This is a genomic window from Nesterenkonia sp. AY15 (assembly GCF_022565855.1).
Lineage (GTDB): Bacteria > Actinomycetota > Actinomycetes > Actinomycetales > Micrococcaceae > Nesterenkonia.
On record NZ_JAJOYV010000004.1, the window covers coordinates 250,023 to 266,947 of the forward strand.

Consider the following 16,925-nt stretch of genomic DNA (forward strand, 5'->3'; position numbering starts at 1 on the left):
AAGAGGCAGGTCAGGCGGATTTCTTGCGGAACTTTTTGGCTTCGGACAGGGTGACCAGCTCCGCCTCGGCGCCCTCGCGGACCACGGCTGCGGTGATGGTCACCGAGGCGACGTCATCGCGGGAGGGCAGCTCGAACATCACAGGTCCCAGCACATTCTCGAGAATGGATCGCAGACCGCGCGCACCGGTGCCACGCAGCTCCGCCTGCTCCACCACGGCGCCCAGCGCCTCGGGGGTGAACTCGAGCTCGATCCCGTCGATGGAGAAGATCTTCTGGTACTGCTTGACCAATGCATTCCGGGGCTTGGTCAGGATGTCGGTGAGCGCCGCGGCGTCGAGCTGTTCGACCGTGGCGATGACCGGGAGCCGCCCGATGAGTTCGGGGATGAGCCCGAACTTGTGCAGGTCCTCCGGTTCGACGTCCGCGTAGCTGGCCTCGCTCTTGGTGATGGTCGACAGCGGTGCGCCGAAGCCGATCCCCTTGCGGCCGGCCCGTGACTCGATGAGCTCCTCAAGACCGGCGAAGGCACCGGCGACGATGAACAGGATGTTCGAGGTGTCGATCTGGATGAATTCCTGCTGGGGGTGCTTGCGTCCACCCTGCGGGGCCACCGAGGCTACCGTCCCCTCGAGGATCTTCAGCAGGGCCTGCTGGACGCCCTCACCGGAGACGTCGCGGGTGATGGAGGGGTTCTCCGACTTTCGCGAGATCTTATCGATCTCGTCGATGTAGATGATGCCCTGCTCGGCCTTCTTGACGTCTCCGTCGGCGGCCTGGATGAGCTTCAGCAGGATGTTCTCCACGTCTTCCCCGACGTAGCCGGCCTCGGTGAGGCTGGTGGCGTCGGCGACGATGAAGGGCACCTGGAGCTTCCTGGCCAGAGACTGCGCCAGGTAGGTCTTTCCTGAGCCGGTCGGGCCGACCATCATGATGTTGGACTTGCCGATCTCGACGTCGTCCAGCGGGCCCTTCTCCAGAGAAGTGGTCTTCTTCGCCGAACCTGTGGCCTGGATACGCTTGTAATGGTTGTGCACGGCCACAGAGAGGGTGCGCTTGGCCTTGTCCTGCCCGACCACGTACTCGTCGAGGAAATCATAGATCTCACGCGGTTTGGGCAGCTCGAAATCGTCGGGCTCCTGGACCTCATTGAGGTATTCCTCGATGATCTCGTTGCAGAGCTCGATGCACTCGTCGCAGATGTAGACGCCGGGGCCAGCGATCAGCTTGTACCGAACCTGCTTCTGGCTCTTGCCGCAGAACGAGCACTTGAGCAGATCTGCGCTCTCACCGATACGTGCCATGAACGTGGATCCCCTTCGGAACTGTTGTGCTTTCGGCTCTAGCGTACTTCAGGGCGCTGACACGTTCGGGGACGTTCCTGTGGAACGTCCCCGAACGGGTCGCATCTTGTCGCTGAGAAGCGTCAGAGTGGGAGCTTGCGGGAGGCCAGAACCTCATCCACCAGGCCGTAGTCCTTCGCGCCGGCGGCGGAGAGGAACTTGTCACGGTCGATGTCCTCGGCGATCTCGTCCGGGGACTTCTTGGTGAGGTCTCCCAGCACGTCTTCCATCCAGGTGCGGATGCGCCGCACCTCATCGGCCTGGATCTGCAGATCCGTGGCGGTGCCACGGGTGCCGCCCACGGCGGGCTGGTGGATCAGCACGCGCGCGTTGGGCAGGGCCAGCCGCTTGCCGGGCGTGCCGGCGGCGAGCAGCACCGCGGCTGCGGAGGCTGCCTGACCCAGGCAGACCGTCTGGATGTGCGGCCGGACGAACTGCATCGTGTCGTAGATGGCGGTCATGGCCGTGAACGATCCGCCCGGGGAGTTGATGTAGAGCGTGATGTCGCGCTCGGAGTCCATCGACTCCAGCACGAGAAGCTGCGCCATGATGTCATCGGCCGAGGCGTCGTCGACCTGGCTGCCCAGGAACACGATGCGATCTTCGAAGAGCTTCGCGTACGGGTCCTGGCGCTTGAAGCCGTAGGGGGTGCGCTCCTCGAAGGAGGGAAGGATATAGCGTGAATCCGGCATGGCGGGGCCGGTTGGCTGCGCCGAGGGAAGGCCTGGTGCCGAAGGATCAAGTGGGTTCATGTCAGATGTGCTCCTGTGGTCCTGGTGCGAATCGTTGGCTGAGGCTGATCTGCTCCCGTGAGGGCTCAGACTCCCCCGCCGCCGGAGACGGTGGAAGACCGCTGGGCGATCTTGTCGAAGAATCCATACGCAAGGCCATCCTCAGCGGTGAACCACTTGTCGCGTGCGTTGTCCCGCAGGATCGTCTCAATGCTCTGGCCGGTCTGATCGGCGGTGAGCTCGGCCATGACCTGCTTCATGTGCTGGATCAGCTGGGCCTGGATGCGGACGTCAGACTCGGTGCCGCCGATGCCGCCGGAGGGCTGGTGCATCAGGATGCGCGCATGCGGGGTGGCGAAGCGCTTGCCCGGGGTGCCCGAGGAGAGCAGGAACTGTCCCATCGAGGCGGCAAGACCGGTGGCGACGGTGACGATGTCGTTCGGGATGAACTTCATCGTGTCGTAGATCGCCATGCCCGCGGTCACGGATCCACCTGGGGAGTTGATGTAGAGGTAGATGTCCTTCTCGGTGTCTTCGGCGGAGAGAAGGAGCAGCTGGGAACAGATGGCGTTGGCGTTGTCGTCGCGGACCTCTGAACCGAGCCAGATGATCCGTTCTTTGAGCAGACGGTTGTAGATATAGTCCTCGCGGGACGCGGCGTCCACGCTGGACATGCTCGGCAGGCTCTGGGTCATGGACTCATCCTCCACTGGTGGGTCAAGCTGGGGTCGGCACTGGAAGTGCCCTCGGCAAGAACATTACTGGTTGTTCCGCTCCAGGTGAGCCCCTGGCGCGGGACTGTTCGCTGTTGGCACACGGTTTCAACTCACAGAGAACACCTTGACGCGCAGAAGGGCCCCACCTGTGCGGTGACGCCCTTCTGTTGCTGCGAGTTGTATCAGTTCTGCTTGGTGTCCTCGGCCTCGGTAGTCTCAGCATCGGCAGCCTCGACCTCGGCGGTCTCGGCTTCAACAGCGTCAGTCTCGTCCTCGTCACCGGCGGGGGTCACGAAGTCGGTCAGATCGACGACGTTGCCCTCGGTGTCCTTGACGACGGCGAGCTCGAGCACCTTGGCCAGCGCCTTGCGACGGCGAACCTCTCCCATGATCATGGGGACCTGTCCGGCCTGATCGAGCATCTGCGCGAACTGGTTCGGCTCCATGCCGTACTGGGAGGCGGTGGAGACGATGTACTCGATGACCTCGCTCTGCTCGACGCCGATCTCTTCCTTCTGCGCGATCTCGTCGAGGACGAGCTCGTTGCGGAAGGCGTCGGCGGTCTGCTTGGAGAGCTCCTCGCGGTGCTCCTCGGTGTCGTGATCGTCACCGACTTCGTGGCCCTGGGAGGAGAAGTGCTGCTCGACCTGCTCTGCGACCACGGACTCGGGCACGGGGACCTCGATGAGCTCCATGAGCTTCTCGAGGACCTTGTCGCGTGCCTCCACGCCCTGCTCCACGACGAGGTTCTCCTCGGCCTTGGAGGTCAGGTCCGCGCGGAGCTCCTCGATGGTGTCGAACTCCGAGGCCAGCTGAGCGAACTCGTCGTCGGCCTCCGGAAGCTCGCGCTCCTTGACGGCCTGAAGGGTGACCTTGACCGATGCGGTCTCACCGGAGTGATCGCCGCCGGCCAGGGTGGTGTCGAAGGTGGCATCCTCGCCGGCCGAGAGACCCTCGAGGGCCTCGTCGATGCCCTCGAGCATGGTGCCTGCGCCGACCTGGTAGGAGAGGCCGGACGCGGTGTCGACCTCTTCCTCGCCCACGGTGGCGATCAGATCGATGGTGACGAAGTCGTCGTTGGCGGCGGGGCGCTCGACGTCCTTGAGCGTGCCGAACCGGCCGCGGAGCTCGTCGAGCTGCTCCTGCACGGCTGCTTCATCTGCCGAGCGTGACTCGACCTCGACCTCGAGGCCGGAGTACTCGGGCAGCTCGATGACTGGCTTGATGTCCAGCTCGCCGGTGAACTTGAGCACGCCTTTGTTGGTCTTGACGTCGGGGATCTCTTCGATCTCCACCTCAGGACGGGACAGCGGGGCGAGATCGGCCTCGGCCAGGCCCTGCTGGTAGAAGTCGTTGAGGCCGTCGTTGATGGCCTGCTGGATGACGTACTCGCGGCCGACGCGCTGATCGATGATCGGAGCCGGCACCTTGCCCTTGCGGAAGCCGGGGACCTGGACCTGCTCGGCGATGCTCTTGTACGCCGCCTTGATCTTGGGTTCCAGCTCCTCGGAAGTCACCTCGACGGTGAGCTTGACGCGGGTCGGGTTCAGATTCTCTACGGTGCTCTTGACCACGTGTGGGGCTCCTGATCGATGACTGGTGAATCGTCTGCTGTCGGGGTGACAGGATTTGAACCTGCGGCCTCACGCTCCCAAAGCGCGCGCTCTACCAAGCTGAGCTACACCCCGATCGACTGCCCGTCCTGATGCTGGTGACCCACCGCTTGCACGGCAGACCTCCATGGGACTTCAGGCGGACCGGTCCACAGTACCGTGTCCTCCCCCAAGCCGACGAATCCTCGTCTGTGCGCCCAGGTGAGACCCGCAGAAGAGCGTCCAGACCGGCCGCGCCGCCTGGTTGTCCGGTGAGATCACGATCACTGATTCTCAATTGGCGCACCCGCCGACCTGGTGCTAGAGTTCTATGTCGTTGCCCTGCTGAGATGCAGAGCGGCGAAAGTCAGTACAGCGCTTGCAGTTCAAGGGCCTCTAGCTCAATTGGTAGAGCATCAGACTCTTAATCTGCAGGTTTCGGGTTCAAGTCCCGAGGGGCCCACTTCCACCGGGCAGGCGCTGTCCGCGATTCAGGCCGTCGGATCACGAGAATCTCTCGTGGACCGACGGTCTTTTTCGTGCTCCGGCCAGAGGTTCCTGCACCTTGCCCCCGCCCCACGCTCCGCCTCGAGACGAGCCGTCCGCGGCGCAGGTCGCAGAAGCGGTGAGAACAGTGCTCTCGGAAATCTCCTATCCGGAGTCGGGCGCGGGCATTGTCGGCGGAGATCTCGGGAACCCCCCCCCCCCGGTCTCGGAAGCCTCGACGCCGTGCTAGACGCTCACCGCGCCCTCACCGGAGCGTCGACCCGGAACCGTCAGGCCGCGTTCATCCGCTCGACGACGTCCATGAAGTAGTCGATGAACTCGTAGAAGTCCTCCACGTCCCGTCCCTGATGCAGCGCGATCTCCGGGAACTGATCGAAGCTCACCTCCTCATGGAGGTCAAGCTTCATCCGTCGTCCGGTGGAAAGGGTCACCTCCACGAAATTGTCCTGAGACGCCATCCCGGCGAGGTTCGTGAGGTTCACCAGGGTGGGGATGGCGGCCGCAGCACGTCCCGGTTCTTCACCCTGCTGCAGCGACTGCACCCGGCACAGCGCGTCGTCGAGATCCACTGGACAGAGCACGATCTCGACAGGCTCGCGGCGGTAGCCCACCAGCAGCAGAGACCCGCCCCAGGCACGGGCGGCGCCGATCTTCGCAGGGGCTCCCAGACGGTCCACCGTGCAGAGGATGTTGTAGGACCCGAAGTTCATCACCGAGGCGTCGAAGCTTGCGCGCAGGGCGTCGACCAGGTGCTGCTCCGGCTGGCTGCGCTCGGTGAGGATGACCATCACTGCCTCTACTCTCGCGGGGGCTTGGTCGATCTATTCTACGGATAGGGTGGTTTCGGCGCATCAGCCATATCCGTTGAAAGGACTTCGATGAGCATTCGACTTGAGACCGGCGACGTCGCTCCCAGCTTCATCCTGCCGGCTGCCGGCGGGGATTCGGTGAGTCTGGACCAGCTGCGCGGACAGAAGGTCATCCTCTATTTCTATCCCAAGGCCTCCACCCCTGGATGCACCACCCAGGCCTGCGACTTCCGTGACTCACTGGACTCCCTCGCCGCCTCGGGCTATACGGTGCTGGGAATCTCCCCGGACCCGGTCTCGGCTCTGGACAAGTTCACCGACGAACAGTGCTTGAGCTTCCCGCTCCTCGCCGACGAGGACCACGCGGTGGCGGAGTCCTATGGCGCCTGGGGTGAGAAGAAGAACTACGGTCGCGTCATCGAGGGCCTGATCCGCTCCACGATCGTGCTCGACGAGGACGGCAAGGTCACGCTCGCCCAGTACAACGTCAAAGCCACCGGCCATGTCGCACGCCTGCGCGAGAAGCTCGCAGCATGAGCCCTTCGGCGCAGTTCTGACCCGAGTCCCGACCTGCGCCAGATGGCGGGCGTCGCACTCGCGGCCCGCACCCTGCCCGGGTTCGGGCCCGGCTCTCCTGTAGACTGAGACGTCGCCGCGGGGAGGTCAAAGCACTCCCCCAGCGACATCTGCGGGCGTGGCGGAATTGGTAGACGCGCTGGATTTAGGATCCAGTGTCTTAGACGTGGGGGTTCAAGTCCCCCCGCCCGCACCATTTCAATCTGCTCCCGCGGCGAATCTGACCAGCACCGTCGGTGATGCGTTGGAGATCTGCCGCGGTGAAGAAGTCCAGCGGCACCACCGCGTCCTGGATATCGGGGCGTTCATCGCAGCACATCAGTCGCACAGTCACCGCCCGCTCACCGAAATGCATGCGCCGGGGCCTGCTGGATCCCGGCTTCAGCCCCTCCCGCGTGGAGACTCGCTGTGAGAGCTTGGTGAGCATGCCCCGGACACCGACCGGCCCCACCAGCGCGTTGGTGTTCTGCACCAGGCCCACACTGACCTCCGAGACATCATCGAGCGTCGCGGTGACCTCGGCTGCCAGGATGCCGCTGAGCCCTGGATAGGGCCCGCACATCATCACCAGCGGCACCGGGGAACCACCGAGCTCCCGCTGGACAGCCCGCAGCAGCGCAGCCTCGTGGGAGACATCGACACACCGGATCCCCAGTGTGCCGGAGGAGCCGATCACCAGGATCTTCCCCATGGGTCGATCATGGTGATCGGATGGGTGACGCGGAAGGGGCTCAGGTAGTCTGAACCGCGACCAGCGGGCATCCCGCAGGTCCTGCCCCGATCGAAAGGACGCGAGATGCATTCACCCATGCAGCGCCGTCGCTTTCTCGGGGTGCTCGGCCTGGCGGGCACTGCCGGTGCCCTGCAGTGGCCCGCTTCGGCGTTCACCCCCGGCTCCGCAATGCAGGCCCGCGCCACCGAAGTCCGCGAGGTGAACGAGCCGCGCGGCGTCGTCCTCTCGGGCGTCTCCTCGGTGGAGTCGATGGACCCTGCGCTGTCGGTGGACACCGAGACGGCGCGGGTCTGCCGGCAGGTTTTTGAGACCCTCGTCGGGATCGACGGCGAGACCGGTGCCACCGCTCCGCTGCTGGCCACGGACTGGGAGGCCAGCGAAGACGGGTTGACCTATACCTTCACCCTGCGCGAGGACGTGCTCTTCCACGACGGCAGCGAACTGACCGCCGAGGTGGTGGTCGCGAACTTCCAGCGCTGGGGCCGGATGAATGAGCTGCTCGGCTCCGATGCCCCGGCGCGGACCACGCTGGCCTTCGAGTCGCTCTTCGGCGGGTTCTTCGACGACGAAGACTGCCTGCTGGAATCGGTGGAGGCGGCCGGGGAGTTCACAGTGGAGCTCACCCTGTCCGAGCAGCTGGTGTTCCTCCCGCAGGCGCTGGCGATGCCTGCCTTCGGGATCGCCTCCGCCGAGGTGCTCTCCGACGCTGATCCGGAGCGGCTCGCCCGCGAACCCCGCGGCACCGGGGCGTACCGGCTTCTCAGCGTGGACCCCGAGGAGGTGGTGCTCCAGGCGTTCGAGGACTACTGGGACGGCGAGCCCCCTGCCGAAAAGGTGGTGGTGCGCACCCTGCCCCGTTCCTTCGATCGGCTGCGTGAGCTGCAGCGCGGCAAGGTCGATGTCTATGACTACATCACGGCGGACAATCTGCGCTCTCTGGTGCAGTCGGGCCGGCTGATCCTGCAGCGGGACCCCTTCTCGGTCCTCTACCTCGGGTTCAACCAGGATCACCCGGTGATGGGGGATGTTCAGGTGCGCGAGGCGGCGGCTCGCGCCATCAACCTCAACACCCTGGTCGAGTCCTTCTTCCTGGAGGGCAGCCGGCCCGCCTACCAGTTCACCCCGGCGGCGCTGGGGGTCCACTCGGAGCAGGCCACACGCTATGGCTACAACGTCGAGGAGGCCCAGGAGCTGCTGGCGGACACCGGATATGACGGTGAGCCGCTGCGCTTCTACTACCCGATGAACGCGACTCGCAGCTATTTTCCCCGTCCCGAGGCGGTGTTCGCCTCGATCGCCCGCGACCTGACGGCGGTAGGGTTCAACATCACTCCCCGACCGGTGTCTTGGGACGACGGGTACGTGGATTCGCTGCTCGATGATGACGATCGAGCCATGCACCTGTTGGGACGCAACGGCGGCTACCGGTCGCCGCACTCCTTCTTCGGTCCGCTCTTCTCGCACCAGACGCCCGAGTTCAACTACGACTCCGCCGAGGTCCGCGAGCTGATCCAGGACGCGCGCAGCGAGGATGACGAGCAGTCACGCAATGACATATATAGGGAGATCGCCGACCTCGTCGCCGAGGACCTGCCAGCGCTGCCACTGGTGCACCCGATCTCCGGAGTGGCGCTGGGCCGGGGCGTCGCGGACTATCCGATGTCCCCGGTGCTGCATGAGCTCTTCAAGGACATCACTCCGGCCGATTAGCCCCCGCCCCTGGGCGGCGGCGGATTTCCCGGGCCTGCGCGGGCGCAGGTAGAGTCGATTCAAGGACAACGCGTACCACCCCCGGGTCTCATCAGGGGGAACACTCAAGGAGAATTCTGTGGCCAAGTCATCGTCGACAAGCGCTCAGCAGTCCAGTGAAGGACAGAAGTTCGACGTCGTGCTCATCGGCGCCGGGATCATGTCCACCACTCTCGGCGCCATGCTCAAGGAGCTGGAGCCGAACTGGTCCATCGGGCTGTTCGAAGCGCTGGACCAGGCGGGCCAGGAGTCCTCCGATCCATGGAACAACGCCGGCACCGGCCACGCAGCGCTGTGCGAGCTCAACTACACCCCGCGCGGGGCGGACGGCAAGGTCTCCACCGCGAAGGCCCAGGGCATCAACGAGCAGTTCACCGTCTCCAAGCAGCTGTACTCGCACTGGGTCAAAGAGGGCACGATCGGTTCGCCGCGCACGTTCATCAACGGACTGCCGCACATCAGCTTCGTCTGGGGCGACAAGAACGCCCAGTACCTGCAGGACCGCTACGATGCGATGAAGGCCCAGCCGCTCTTCTCCGACATCGTGCACACCGAGGACCACGCGGAGATCGCCGAATGGGCCCCGCTGCTGATCGAGGGACGTGATCCCTCCCAGCGGATCGCCGCCTCGAAGTTCGACAGCGGCACCGATGTCGACTTCGGCTCACTCACGCGGCAGCTGGCCACACATCTGGACAGCAGCGGCGCGGACCTGCACTACGGACACGAGGTCCAGTCGATCAAGCGCGGGGTCGACGGCCGCTGGGACATCAAGGTCAAGGACAAGGCCACCGGAGACCGCAGCGTGGCCAGTGCCCGCTTCGTCTTCGTCGGCGCCGGCGGCGGCGCGCTGGGACTCCTCCAGGGCGCCGGCATCGACGAGATCAAGGGCTTCGGAGGCTTCCCCGTCTCCGGGAAGTTCCTGCGCAGCACCGACCCTGCAGTCGCCGCGCAGCACCACGCCAAGGTCTACGGCCTGGCCTCGGTGGGCGCACCGCCGATGTCGGTGCCGCACCTGGACACCCGATTCGTCGAAGGCCGACGCACGCTGATGTTCGGCCCCTATGCCGGGTTCTCCACAAACTTCCTCAAGAGCGGCTCCTTCATGGACCTGCCGCTCTCGGTCCGCCCGCACAACCTGCTGCCGATGCTGCAGGTGGGCAAGGACAACACCGATCTGGTGACCTATCTGGTCAAGGAGGTCACCAAGTCCTCCCGCTCGAAGTTCGAAGAGCTGCACGCCTTCTTCCCCAGCGCCGGCTCGGATGCCTGGGAGATGATCACTGCCGGACAGCGCGTGCAGGTGATGAAGAAGAACGACAAGGGCAAGGGCGTGCTGCAGTTCGGCACCGAGCTGATCTCTGCCCGGGACGGCTCCATCGCCGGCCTGCTCGGCGCCTCCCCCGGCGCCTCCACCGCGCCGTCGATCATGTTCTCGCTGCTCGAGCGGTGCTTCGGCGCGCAGATGGACCGCTGGCGTCCGAAGCTGGAACAGATGGTTCCCTCCTTCGGCCGGGCGCTCAACGAGAACCCCGCGCTGCTCTCCGAGGTCACAGCTGACACCGTCGCGACACTGCAGCTGCAGCCCTGATCCATGGCGCGCCTAGAGTTTCCGGCCCCGGAGTCTGTGCGGACCCCGGCAGGGCTGACGCTGCACACCTGGACCCATGCAGACCCGACCGGGCCCCCGGTGCTGCTCATCCACGGCTTCGCCAGCAGCACGCTCTACAACTGGGTGAAGACCGGCTGGCTGGATCCGCTGGCGGGGACTGGGCGCAGCATCATCGCCGTCGACCTGCCCGGTCACGGCGCGTCTCAGGACCTCAACCCAGTGGACGTCCGGGTGCGGGACATCCTCTCCGATCTCGGCTCGCACCTGCAGGAGCAGGGGCACGAGACGGTCGCCGTCCACGGGTACTCGCTGGGATCCCGTCTCGCCTGGGAGTTCAGCGCCGCCCACCCCGAGATGGTCACGCACCTGATCATGGGCGGCTCCCCCACCGATGATCGCCTCGGTGCGCTGAAGGCCAAGCAGGCCCGGCTCTGGGTGCAGGAGGGCGTGCGACCCGTCGACGACCTGACGCGGAATCTGGTGACCCTGGCCGGCGCCCTGCCAGGAGCGAATGTGCCCCATACCGTGGAGCTGCTGCTGAGCCTCTCGGTGGACCCCTACGACCCCGCCGCGGCCGTGCCGCCGGTGCCGACACTGGTGGTGGCCGGTTCAAGAGACGAGATCGCCGCGGAGGCCGCCTCCCTGGTGCCGCTCGTGACCGCCCAGGGCGCCGTCGCCGCGTTCGTCCAGATCCCCGAGCGCGATCACATCAATGCGGTGACCTCGCGGGACTATAAGGCGGCTGTCCTCAGCTTCCTGCAGGCCGGCTGAGGTCAGCGTTCAGTCCGGGCGGCCTGCAGCCGCCGGGTGCTCGACGCGGGACCCGGGGCTGCCCCAGAGCTGTCCCGAGAAGACCACGACAGCGGCCACCACGCTTCCCGCAGTGACCACCGCGGCCGAGGCGCCGGTGCCGAGCTCATCGGCGGCGACCCCTGCCAGGGTGAGGCCGAGTGCGAGCCCCAGCAGCATTCCCCCGGCGACGGCGGTGAGTGCGGTCGGCACCCGATGAGCCGGCACGCCGATCGCCAGACCGGCATAGAGTCCGAGCACCAGCCGTCCCAGCACCGCTGACTGCAGCACGGCGATGATGCTGAGCAGCAGCAGCGACGTCAGCCCCTCGGGCAGCCACACGGCCAGCGGCAGCAGGAGCAGACTCAGCACGAACAGAGTCGTGGCCTGCAGCCTCCGTCGCCTCAGCATCAGCGGTGCGGTGAAGCTCGAGCGCCTCCAGCGTGCGCAGACCACCCCCGCGGCGGCCATCAGTCCCAGCGTGACCGCGAAGAGACTGGGCCGGAACAGGGTCTGGGCGGCGTCCAGCACCGTGATCCAGAGTCCGCCCAGCACCAGTCCCATGGTGGCGACCAGGACGATCGCTGCGCTGATGCGCCGCGCCCAGTCGGTCGGGTGCGGCGGCCGCCGGATCTCCGGCGGGCCAAGCTCCGACTGCCCAAGCTCCGGCTCTCCCCGCTGCGCGGGCTGATCGGGAGCGAGTCCGCGCTGTTCCAGGAGCTGCTGCTGGGCGTGTTCTGCTCCTCCCAGGGGCAGTCGCGCAGTGTCTGGCGGGACCTCGGTGGGATGAGCGCGATCCACCGCGTAGAGCGGCACCGCGACCGCGGTGAGCACCGCTGAGCTGAGCAGGCCCACGGTGGGCCCGAAGCTGAAGCTCAGCAGAGCCAGCAGCAACGGCGCTGTGATCAGTGCAGCGTCATCGAGCCGGGCTTCCGCGCGCAGTCTCTGGCGCACCGAGAACCCTCCTGACCGGGTCGAGCTGACCGCCCGGCTGAAGGTGGCCGCCGCAGGGGTGCTCAGACCCGCGCCGAGCGTGAAGACCAGGAGCAGCGCATAGATCGTCGCATTGGAGGTGAGCGTGTCGCCCCGGGTGAGTCGTTCCACGCTGCTGACCATCAGGACCAGCATCAGCACATGCGCGATGGCGCTGCTGAGCAGGACGTTGCGCGCACCGAAACGCTCGGCTCCTGCGATGGCCGCGGGGGCGGAGATCGAGATTCCGACGAGCGCTGCGGCGGTGAGGGTGGCGGTGGTGAACATCGATCCGGTGCTGGCCGCCGATGCCGCCATGACACCCACGGGCAGCATCGGGCCAGGCATTCGGGCCGCCAGTGCGACCGTCTTGTTCATCGTGGACCGGCGGCTCATGGGATGACCATCTCGGTGGTGGATCCGGTGCGGTGCCGGTGGATGCGCAGCTGGGTCGGGATGACTCGGTGCATCTCGGTCACGTGGCTGACCAGTCCCACCCGGCGGCCCTCACCCTGCAGCCGGTGCAGCGCGCTCATGACGTGTTCAAGCGTGTCCTCGTCCAGCGAGCCGAATCCTTCATCGATGAACAGGGACTCCATGCCGATCCCGCCCGACTCGGCCTGGACCACCTCGGCGAGCCCCAGCGCCATCGAGAGCGAGGCCATGAAGGTCTCGCCGCCTGAGAGCGAGGAGGTGGGCCGCTCGACGTCGCTGTGGTCGTCGTGGACCTTCAGCTCCAGCCCGCGCAGTCCGCGCCCGCCCGCCTCGTCGCTGTGACGCAGCCGGTACCTGCCCTCGGACATCGTGGCCAGGTGACGGGTCGCCGCCTCCGCCACACGCTCGAGGCGGGCGGCCAGCACGTAGGTGGTCAGCGTCATCTTCAGCGAGTTCTCCGGTCCGGCACCATTGATGGTCGCAGCCAGCTCGCTTCGCATGCGCTGCGCACCCAGCGCCGCGTCACGATGCCGCAGCGCCGTCAGAAGCTTGGCGCTCATGTCCTCGACGGCCTCACGCTGCGCGTCGAAGCGGAGCAGAACCGCCGTGGCGTCCCGTGCGGCCTGCGCGGCGGATGCGCTGAGCTCGGCTGCGGCGTGCAGCTCCTCGGCTCCGGGCCGGATCTGACCTTCATCATGGCGACGCTTGCCGGCCTGGATGTCGTCCTGCGCGGACTCATAGTCGAGCTGTGTCTTGAGCTCGTCCCAGGTCTGCACGGTCGAAAGGTGGCCGTCCAGAACATGCTCAGGCAGCTGCGCGGCCTGAAGCTCCGCTGCGTCGGCGAACTCTGAGCTCGCAAGCTGGGCGGCGGCCCCGGTCTGGGCCCGATCGCGGTGGGACTGCTGGACAGCGGCGGCCTCGATCCGCGCCTGCGCATCGCGCAGCCCCTGCAGCACTCGCTCGAGCGCCTCACGGCGCAGCTGCAGGGAGTCGTAGGGGCCTCGAAGCCCCTCCAGCGCCGATGCGAGTTCGCTCGCCTGTGTCCGCTGCTGCGTGAGCGTGGCCTGTGCCCGTTCAGCACTGTGCCGTGCCTCGGCATGCCGGGCCTGGACGCGCTGTCGCTCGGCGACGTCGGCGTCCAGACGCTCGCGCAGCTCGCGCTGATCCGATCTGCGCTGTTCGGCGTGGATGAGAGATCCACGCGCCTGCGCCAGGTCGGCCTCGGTGCGCTCGATGTCGATCTCCGCATGTTCCGCAAGCTCAACGAGCACCGCGTCGTGCTGTTCGGTGACGCTTCGACGTTGGATCGCAGCTTCACGGAGCTCATCCCGGGCGTTCTGCAGCAGCTGCTGCGTCTGTTCCACCTCCTCCCGGGTGACGTCAGGATCCTCGTCCACCGCCGGATGGGGGTGATCGGTGGATCCACACACCAGACAGGGCATGCCGTCCTCGAGCTCGCCGGCGAGCTGCAGAGCCATGTTGCGCAGGTAGCTCTGAAGCCGCTGTTCGTGCTCACGCTTCATCTCAGCGTGGGCGCGTTCGCGCTCTTCCTGCTTGTCGCCCCAGCTCGCGCATCGGGCGGCGAGTGCATCCCGGGTGCGCTGGGCCTGCACGCGGGTCGCGAGCAGCTCAGCATCGGCGCGGGCCGCGTCTCTGGCGGCTTCGAGCTCTTCCGGATCCTCCAGCTGCTGCTGCAGCGCCTGCTGCGCGGCGCCCAGGCTCTCCTGCTGCGCTGCCAGGTCCTCGGCTTCGGCCTGGGCCTGCTCGTGCTGCTGCTGGATCTCGGCCGCAGCCTGGAGCAGCTGGTCGAGCCGAGTCTCCAGCTCATCGGTGTCAGATCCTGAGAGCCGAGCGCGCAGCGCGATCAGCTCCTCGATGGCCGCACCGACCTCAGCGGGGGCGGGTTCCTGGTCCAGGGTGGTCAGCACACGGGGAGCGGCGACATCGGGCTGGCGTGCGGCGAACCCAGCCAAGGTCGACTCGGCCTCCTGGGTCACCTTCGAGGCGGCCGCAACGGCGGCCCGATGTTCCTGGGACGCGTCGGCGGCGGCGTCGAACCAGGTCTGGATCAGCTGCGCCGCCTCATGCCGACGCAGCTGCGCTCGAAGCGCCGTCACGTCCTCGCGCTGCTTCTCGTGCGCCGCGTGCCGTGCTGCATAGTCGGTGAAGCGGCGCAGGGTCTCCTCACGGACGCGCAGCTCCTCCTGCACGGCCGAGGCGTCTTGTGCCGCGGAGTCGGCAGCCTCGGCCCCCCGGCGCAGCTGGGCGAGCCGGGTCGTGATGGCCCGATCCACACGCTCGCTCAGCTCCACCTCGCTGAGCTCCGTGAGCTCCGCCTCCTGCAGGGCTGGCAGCGCCTCGGGCTCGTCGCGCTCTGCGGGACTGCCCCGTCCAGCGGCACCCGGCTCAGCGGCACTCAGCTCAGCAGGACCCGGCTCGGCATCGGCAGGCGCGGGGAGCATCGCCAGCGCGGCCTGGGTGAGGTTCTCGCGGTGCATCGCGATCCTGGTGTCGCTGTCTTTGAGCTGCTGCTCGGCCTCCCGGGCCATCTCCCGAAGGTGCTTCTCCAGCAGGGTGAACCGGTCGGTGTCGAAGAGCCGCTCGAGGAGGTCCTGCTTGTCCTTGCTGCTGGCGTGCAGGAAATGCGCGAAGGCGCCCTGAGGCAGCAGGATGACCTTGGTGAACTGGTGCAGGTCCAGTCCGAGCATCCGCTGCATCTCATCATTGGCCGCCTGGATGCCGGAGGTGTAGGGCACCCAGGCGCCGTCCTGGAAGAATTCGACGACGACGCGCTGCCCGACCTCACGCTGGCGGCTCGCGTCGCGCTTCTGCGGGCGGCCGTGATGCGGTGAGCGCCAGACCCGGCAGCGGCGCCCGCCCTGGGTGAACTCCAGCGTCACCGACGGCTCACTCTCGGCAGGCGCGTGGGTGCTCTTGAGCTGGGTCTTGTCGCGCTGTCCGGGGACGTCGCCATAGAGCGCGAAGGTCACCGCATCGAGGATCGAGGTCTTGCCCGCACCGGTGCGCCCACGCAGCAGGAACAGCCCGTCGGCGCCGAGGCGGTCGAAGTCGACCAGTTCCGTGCCGGCGAAGGGACCGAAGGCATGCAGGGTGAGCTGGTGAAGCTTCACGGCCGCACCGCCTGGACACTCTGCGTGATCAGCTGGGTCTCGTCAGCACTGGGTCCGCGTCCCCCGCGCACATGCTCCAGGAAGCCTTCGATGACTTCGGCGTCGGTGCGCGCCTGCTCCACCTTGGCCGAATAGGTCCGGTGCGGGGTGTCCTGACGTCCTGTGTGGGCGAACGAGGCCATATACGGGTACACCTCCTGGAGACGCTGGAAGGCGCGCGCCGGCCGGATCGGGTCGGTGAGCTTGACCTGGACATAGGCCTCCTGATGCTTCTCCACCGTCGATGGGCTCAGCAGCTCCTCGAGGGTCGATTCCAGCTGCGCCAGCGGCCGGCCGATCTGCCAGTCCAGCGGCTGAGCCGGCTCCCCCGAATGTGAGTCCCAGAGCCACGCCCCCTTGGCCTGGCGGGTCTCGGAGAACGACAGACGCAGCGGCGACCCGCTGTAGCGGACGGTCTCGGACAGCCGCTGACGCCCATGCAGATGCCCCAGTGCCACATAGTCGAAGCCCTCGAAGATCTCCAGCGGCACCACGGCCAGCCCGCCGATGCTGTCTTGATGGTGTGTGGGCTGGTCCCCCGCGGCGACGTCCACCCCGATATTGCGCTCCGAGTCCGAGGCCGCTCCAGCGGCGGCGAAGAGGTGTGCCATGAGCACCACCTTCAGCTCAGCGCTGGAATCCTGATCCCCGGCGTTCTGCGCGGCGGCCTCACGGCGCTGGCCCACGTCCTCCCAGATCCTTCCGATCACCTCCGCGGTGACGCCGGTGTGATGTCCGCGGTCCAGCCCGAGGCTCGGCGCAAAAAGCTGCGGCTCCAGGTAGGGGATGCCGTAGACCAGGGTGGTGCCCCCGCTGGGCTCCGGGACCACCACCGGGGTCCATGCGTCGCTCAGCGCACTGCGGATGTGCACGCCGGAGCCGCGCATCAGCCCGCGCCCGAATCCCAGGCGCTGGGCGGAATCGTGGTTGCCGGGCGTGATGATCACCTGGGTTCCGCCGTCGGTCAGGCGCTGCAGCGTCTCCTCCAGCGCGACGACCGCCCATTCGGGGGGAAGCGCACGGTCATAGACGTCTCCGGCGATCAGCACCACGTCCACCTGATGCTCGGTCACGGCGGCGCAGACCGTCTCGAGCATCTGCTCCTGCTCGTCGCGCAGGGAATGTCCGTGGAAGCCGCGACCGAGGTGCCAGTCCGAAGTGTGTAGCCAGCGCATGCCACCACGCTATCGGC

13 protein-coding genes and 3 tRNA genes are annotated in these 16,925 nt (G+C 66.8%); 6 read left to right on the top strand and 10 right to left on the bottom strand.

Annotation, left to right across the window (positions count from 1 at the left end; all coding sequences use genetic code 11):
* Positions 1-10 precede the first annotated feature (10 nt).
* From clpX to LSI54_RS08340, 5 genes are all read right to left on the bottom strand, one after another.
* Positions 11-1,303: an ATP-dependent Clp protease ATP-binding subunit ClpX gene (gene clpX / locus LSI54_RS08320; RefSeq protein WP_241464980.1), complete on the bottom strand. Its 1,293-nt coding sequence runs from the start codon at positions 1,301-1,303 to the stop codon at positions 11-13.
* 122 nt (positions 1,304-1,425) lie between these two features.
* A complete protein-coding gene (locus LSI54_RS08325) occupies positions 1,426-2,094 on the bottom strand; it encodes an ATP-dependent Clp protease proteolytic subunit (RefSeq protein ID WP_274615902.1) in 669 nt (222 codons plus the stop codon).
* A gap of 65 nt (positions 2,095-2,159) precedes the next feature.
* Complete coding sequence (locus LSI54_RS08330) at positions 2,160-2,768, bottom strand: ATP-dependent Clp protease proteolytic subunit (RefSeq protein ID WP_241478128.1); 609 nt, start codon at positions 2,766-2,768, stop codon at positions 2,160-2,162.
* 203 nt (positions 2,769-2,971) lie between these two features.
* A complete protein-coding gene (gene tig, locus LSI54_RS08335) occupies positions 2,972-4,363 on the bottom strand; it encodes a trigger factor (RefSeq protein WP_241478129.1) in 1,392 nt (463 codons plus the stop codon).
* Between the two features lie 40 nt (positions 4,364-4,403).
* A tRNA-Pro gene (locus LSI54_RS08340) sits at positions 4,404-4,477 on the bottom strand.
* A gap of 294 nt (positions 4,478-4,771) precedes the next feature.
* On the opposite strand from LSI54_RS08340, the gene LSI54_RS08345 reads away from it, so the two are divergent.
* Positions 4,772-4,844: transfer RNA gene (locus tag LSI54_RS08345), tRNA-Lys, on the top strand.
* Between the two features lie 313 nt (positions 4,845-5,157).
* Here LSI54_RS08345 and LSI54_RS08350 read toward each other — a convergent pair.
* Complete coding sequence (locus tag LSI54_RS08350; protein WP_241478130.1) at positions 5,158-5,676, bottom strand: hypothetical protein; 519 nt, start codon at positions 5,674-5,676, stop codon at positions 5,158-5,160.
* Positions 5,677-5,766: 90 nt separating this feature from the next.
* Here LSI54_RS08350 and bcp point away from each other — a divergent pair, with 90 nt between their 5' ends.
* Together bcp and LSI54_RS08360 are read left to right on the top strand one after the other, a co-directional pair.
* Positions 5,767-6,234, top strand: a complete 468-nt coding sequence (gene bcp, locus LSI54_RS08355) for a thioredoxin-dependent thiol peroxidase (RefSeq protein WP_241464984.1) — start codon at positions 5,767-5,769, stop codon at positions 6,232-6,234.
* A 151-nt stretch (positions 6,235-6,385) separates the two neighbouring features.
* Positions 6,386-6,469: transfer RNA gene (locus tag LSI54_RS08360), tRNA-Leu, on the top strand.
* Here the strand turns inward: LSI54_RS08360 and LSI54_RS08365 are convergent.
* On the bottom strand, positions 6,434-6,964 hold the full coding sequence (locus LSI54_RS08365; protein ID WP_241478131.1) for a hypothetical protein: 531 nt from the start codon (positions 6,962-6,964) through the stop codon (positions 6,434-6,436). The genes LSI54_RS08360 and LSI54_RS08365 overlap by 36 nt on opposite strands.
* Positions 6,965-7,069: 105 nt before the next feature.
* On the opposite strand from LSI54_RS08365, the gene LSI54_RS08370 reads away from it, so the two are divergent.
* From LSI54_RS08370 to LSI54_RS08380, 3 genes are all read left to right on the top strand, one after another.
* A complete protein-coding gene (locus LSI54_RS08370) occupies positions 7,070-8,716 on the top strand; it encodes an ABC transporter substrate-binding protein (protein WP_241478132.1) in 1,647 nt (548 codons plus the stop codon).
* Positions 8,717-8,834: 118 nt separating this feature from the next.
* A complete protein-coding gene (locus LSI54_RS08375; RefSeq protein WP_241464986.1) occupies positions 8,835-10,346 on the top strand; it encodes a malate:quinone oxidoreductase in 1,512 nt (503 codons plus the stop codon).
* Between the two features lie 3 nt (positions 10,347-10,349).
* Positions 10,350-11,138, top strand: coding sequence for an alpha/beta fold hydrolase (locus LSI54_RS08380; protein ID WP_241464987.1), 789 nt, complete (start codon positions 10,350-10,352; stop codon positions 11,136-11,138).
* Positions 11,139-11,147: 9 nt separating this feature from the next.
* Here the strand turns inward: LSI54_RS08380 and LSI54_RS08385 are convergent, their stop codons facing one another.
* The 3 genes from LSI54_RS08385 to LSI54_RS08395 are packed head-to-tail and all read right to left on the bottom strand — an operon-like array spanning position 11,148 to position 16,908.
* A complete protein-coding gene (locus tag LSI54_RS08385) occupies positions 11,148-12,524 on the bottom strand; it encodes a hypothetical protein (protein ID WP_241478133.1) in 1,377 nt (458 codons plus the stop codon).
* A complete protein-coding gene (locus LSI54_RS08390; protein ID WP_241478134.1) occupies positions 12,521-15,694 on the bottom strand; it encodes an AAA family ATPase in 3,174 nt (1,057 codons plus the stop codon). Before LSI54_RS08390 ends, LSI54_RS08385 begins: the two co-directional genes overlap by 4 nt.
* Complete coding sequence (locus tag LSI54_RS08395; protein WP_241464990.1) at positions 15,691-16,908, bottom strand: exonuclease SbcCD subunit D; 1,218 nt, start codon at positions 16,906-16,908, stop codon at positions 15,691-15,693. Before LSI54_RS08395 ends, LSI54_RS08390 begins: the two co-directional genes overlap by 4 nt.
* Positions 16,909-16,925 lie beyond the last annotated feature (17 nt).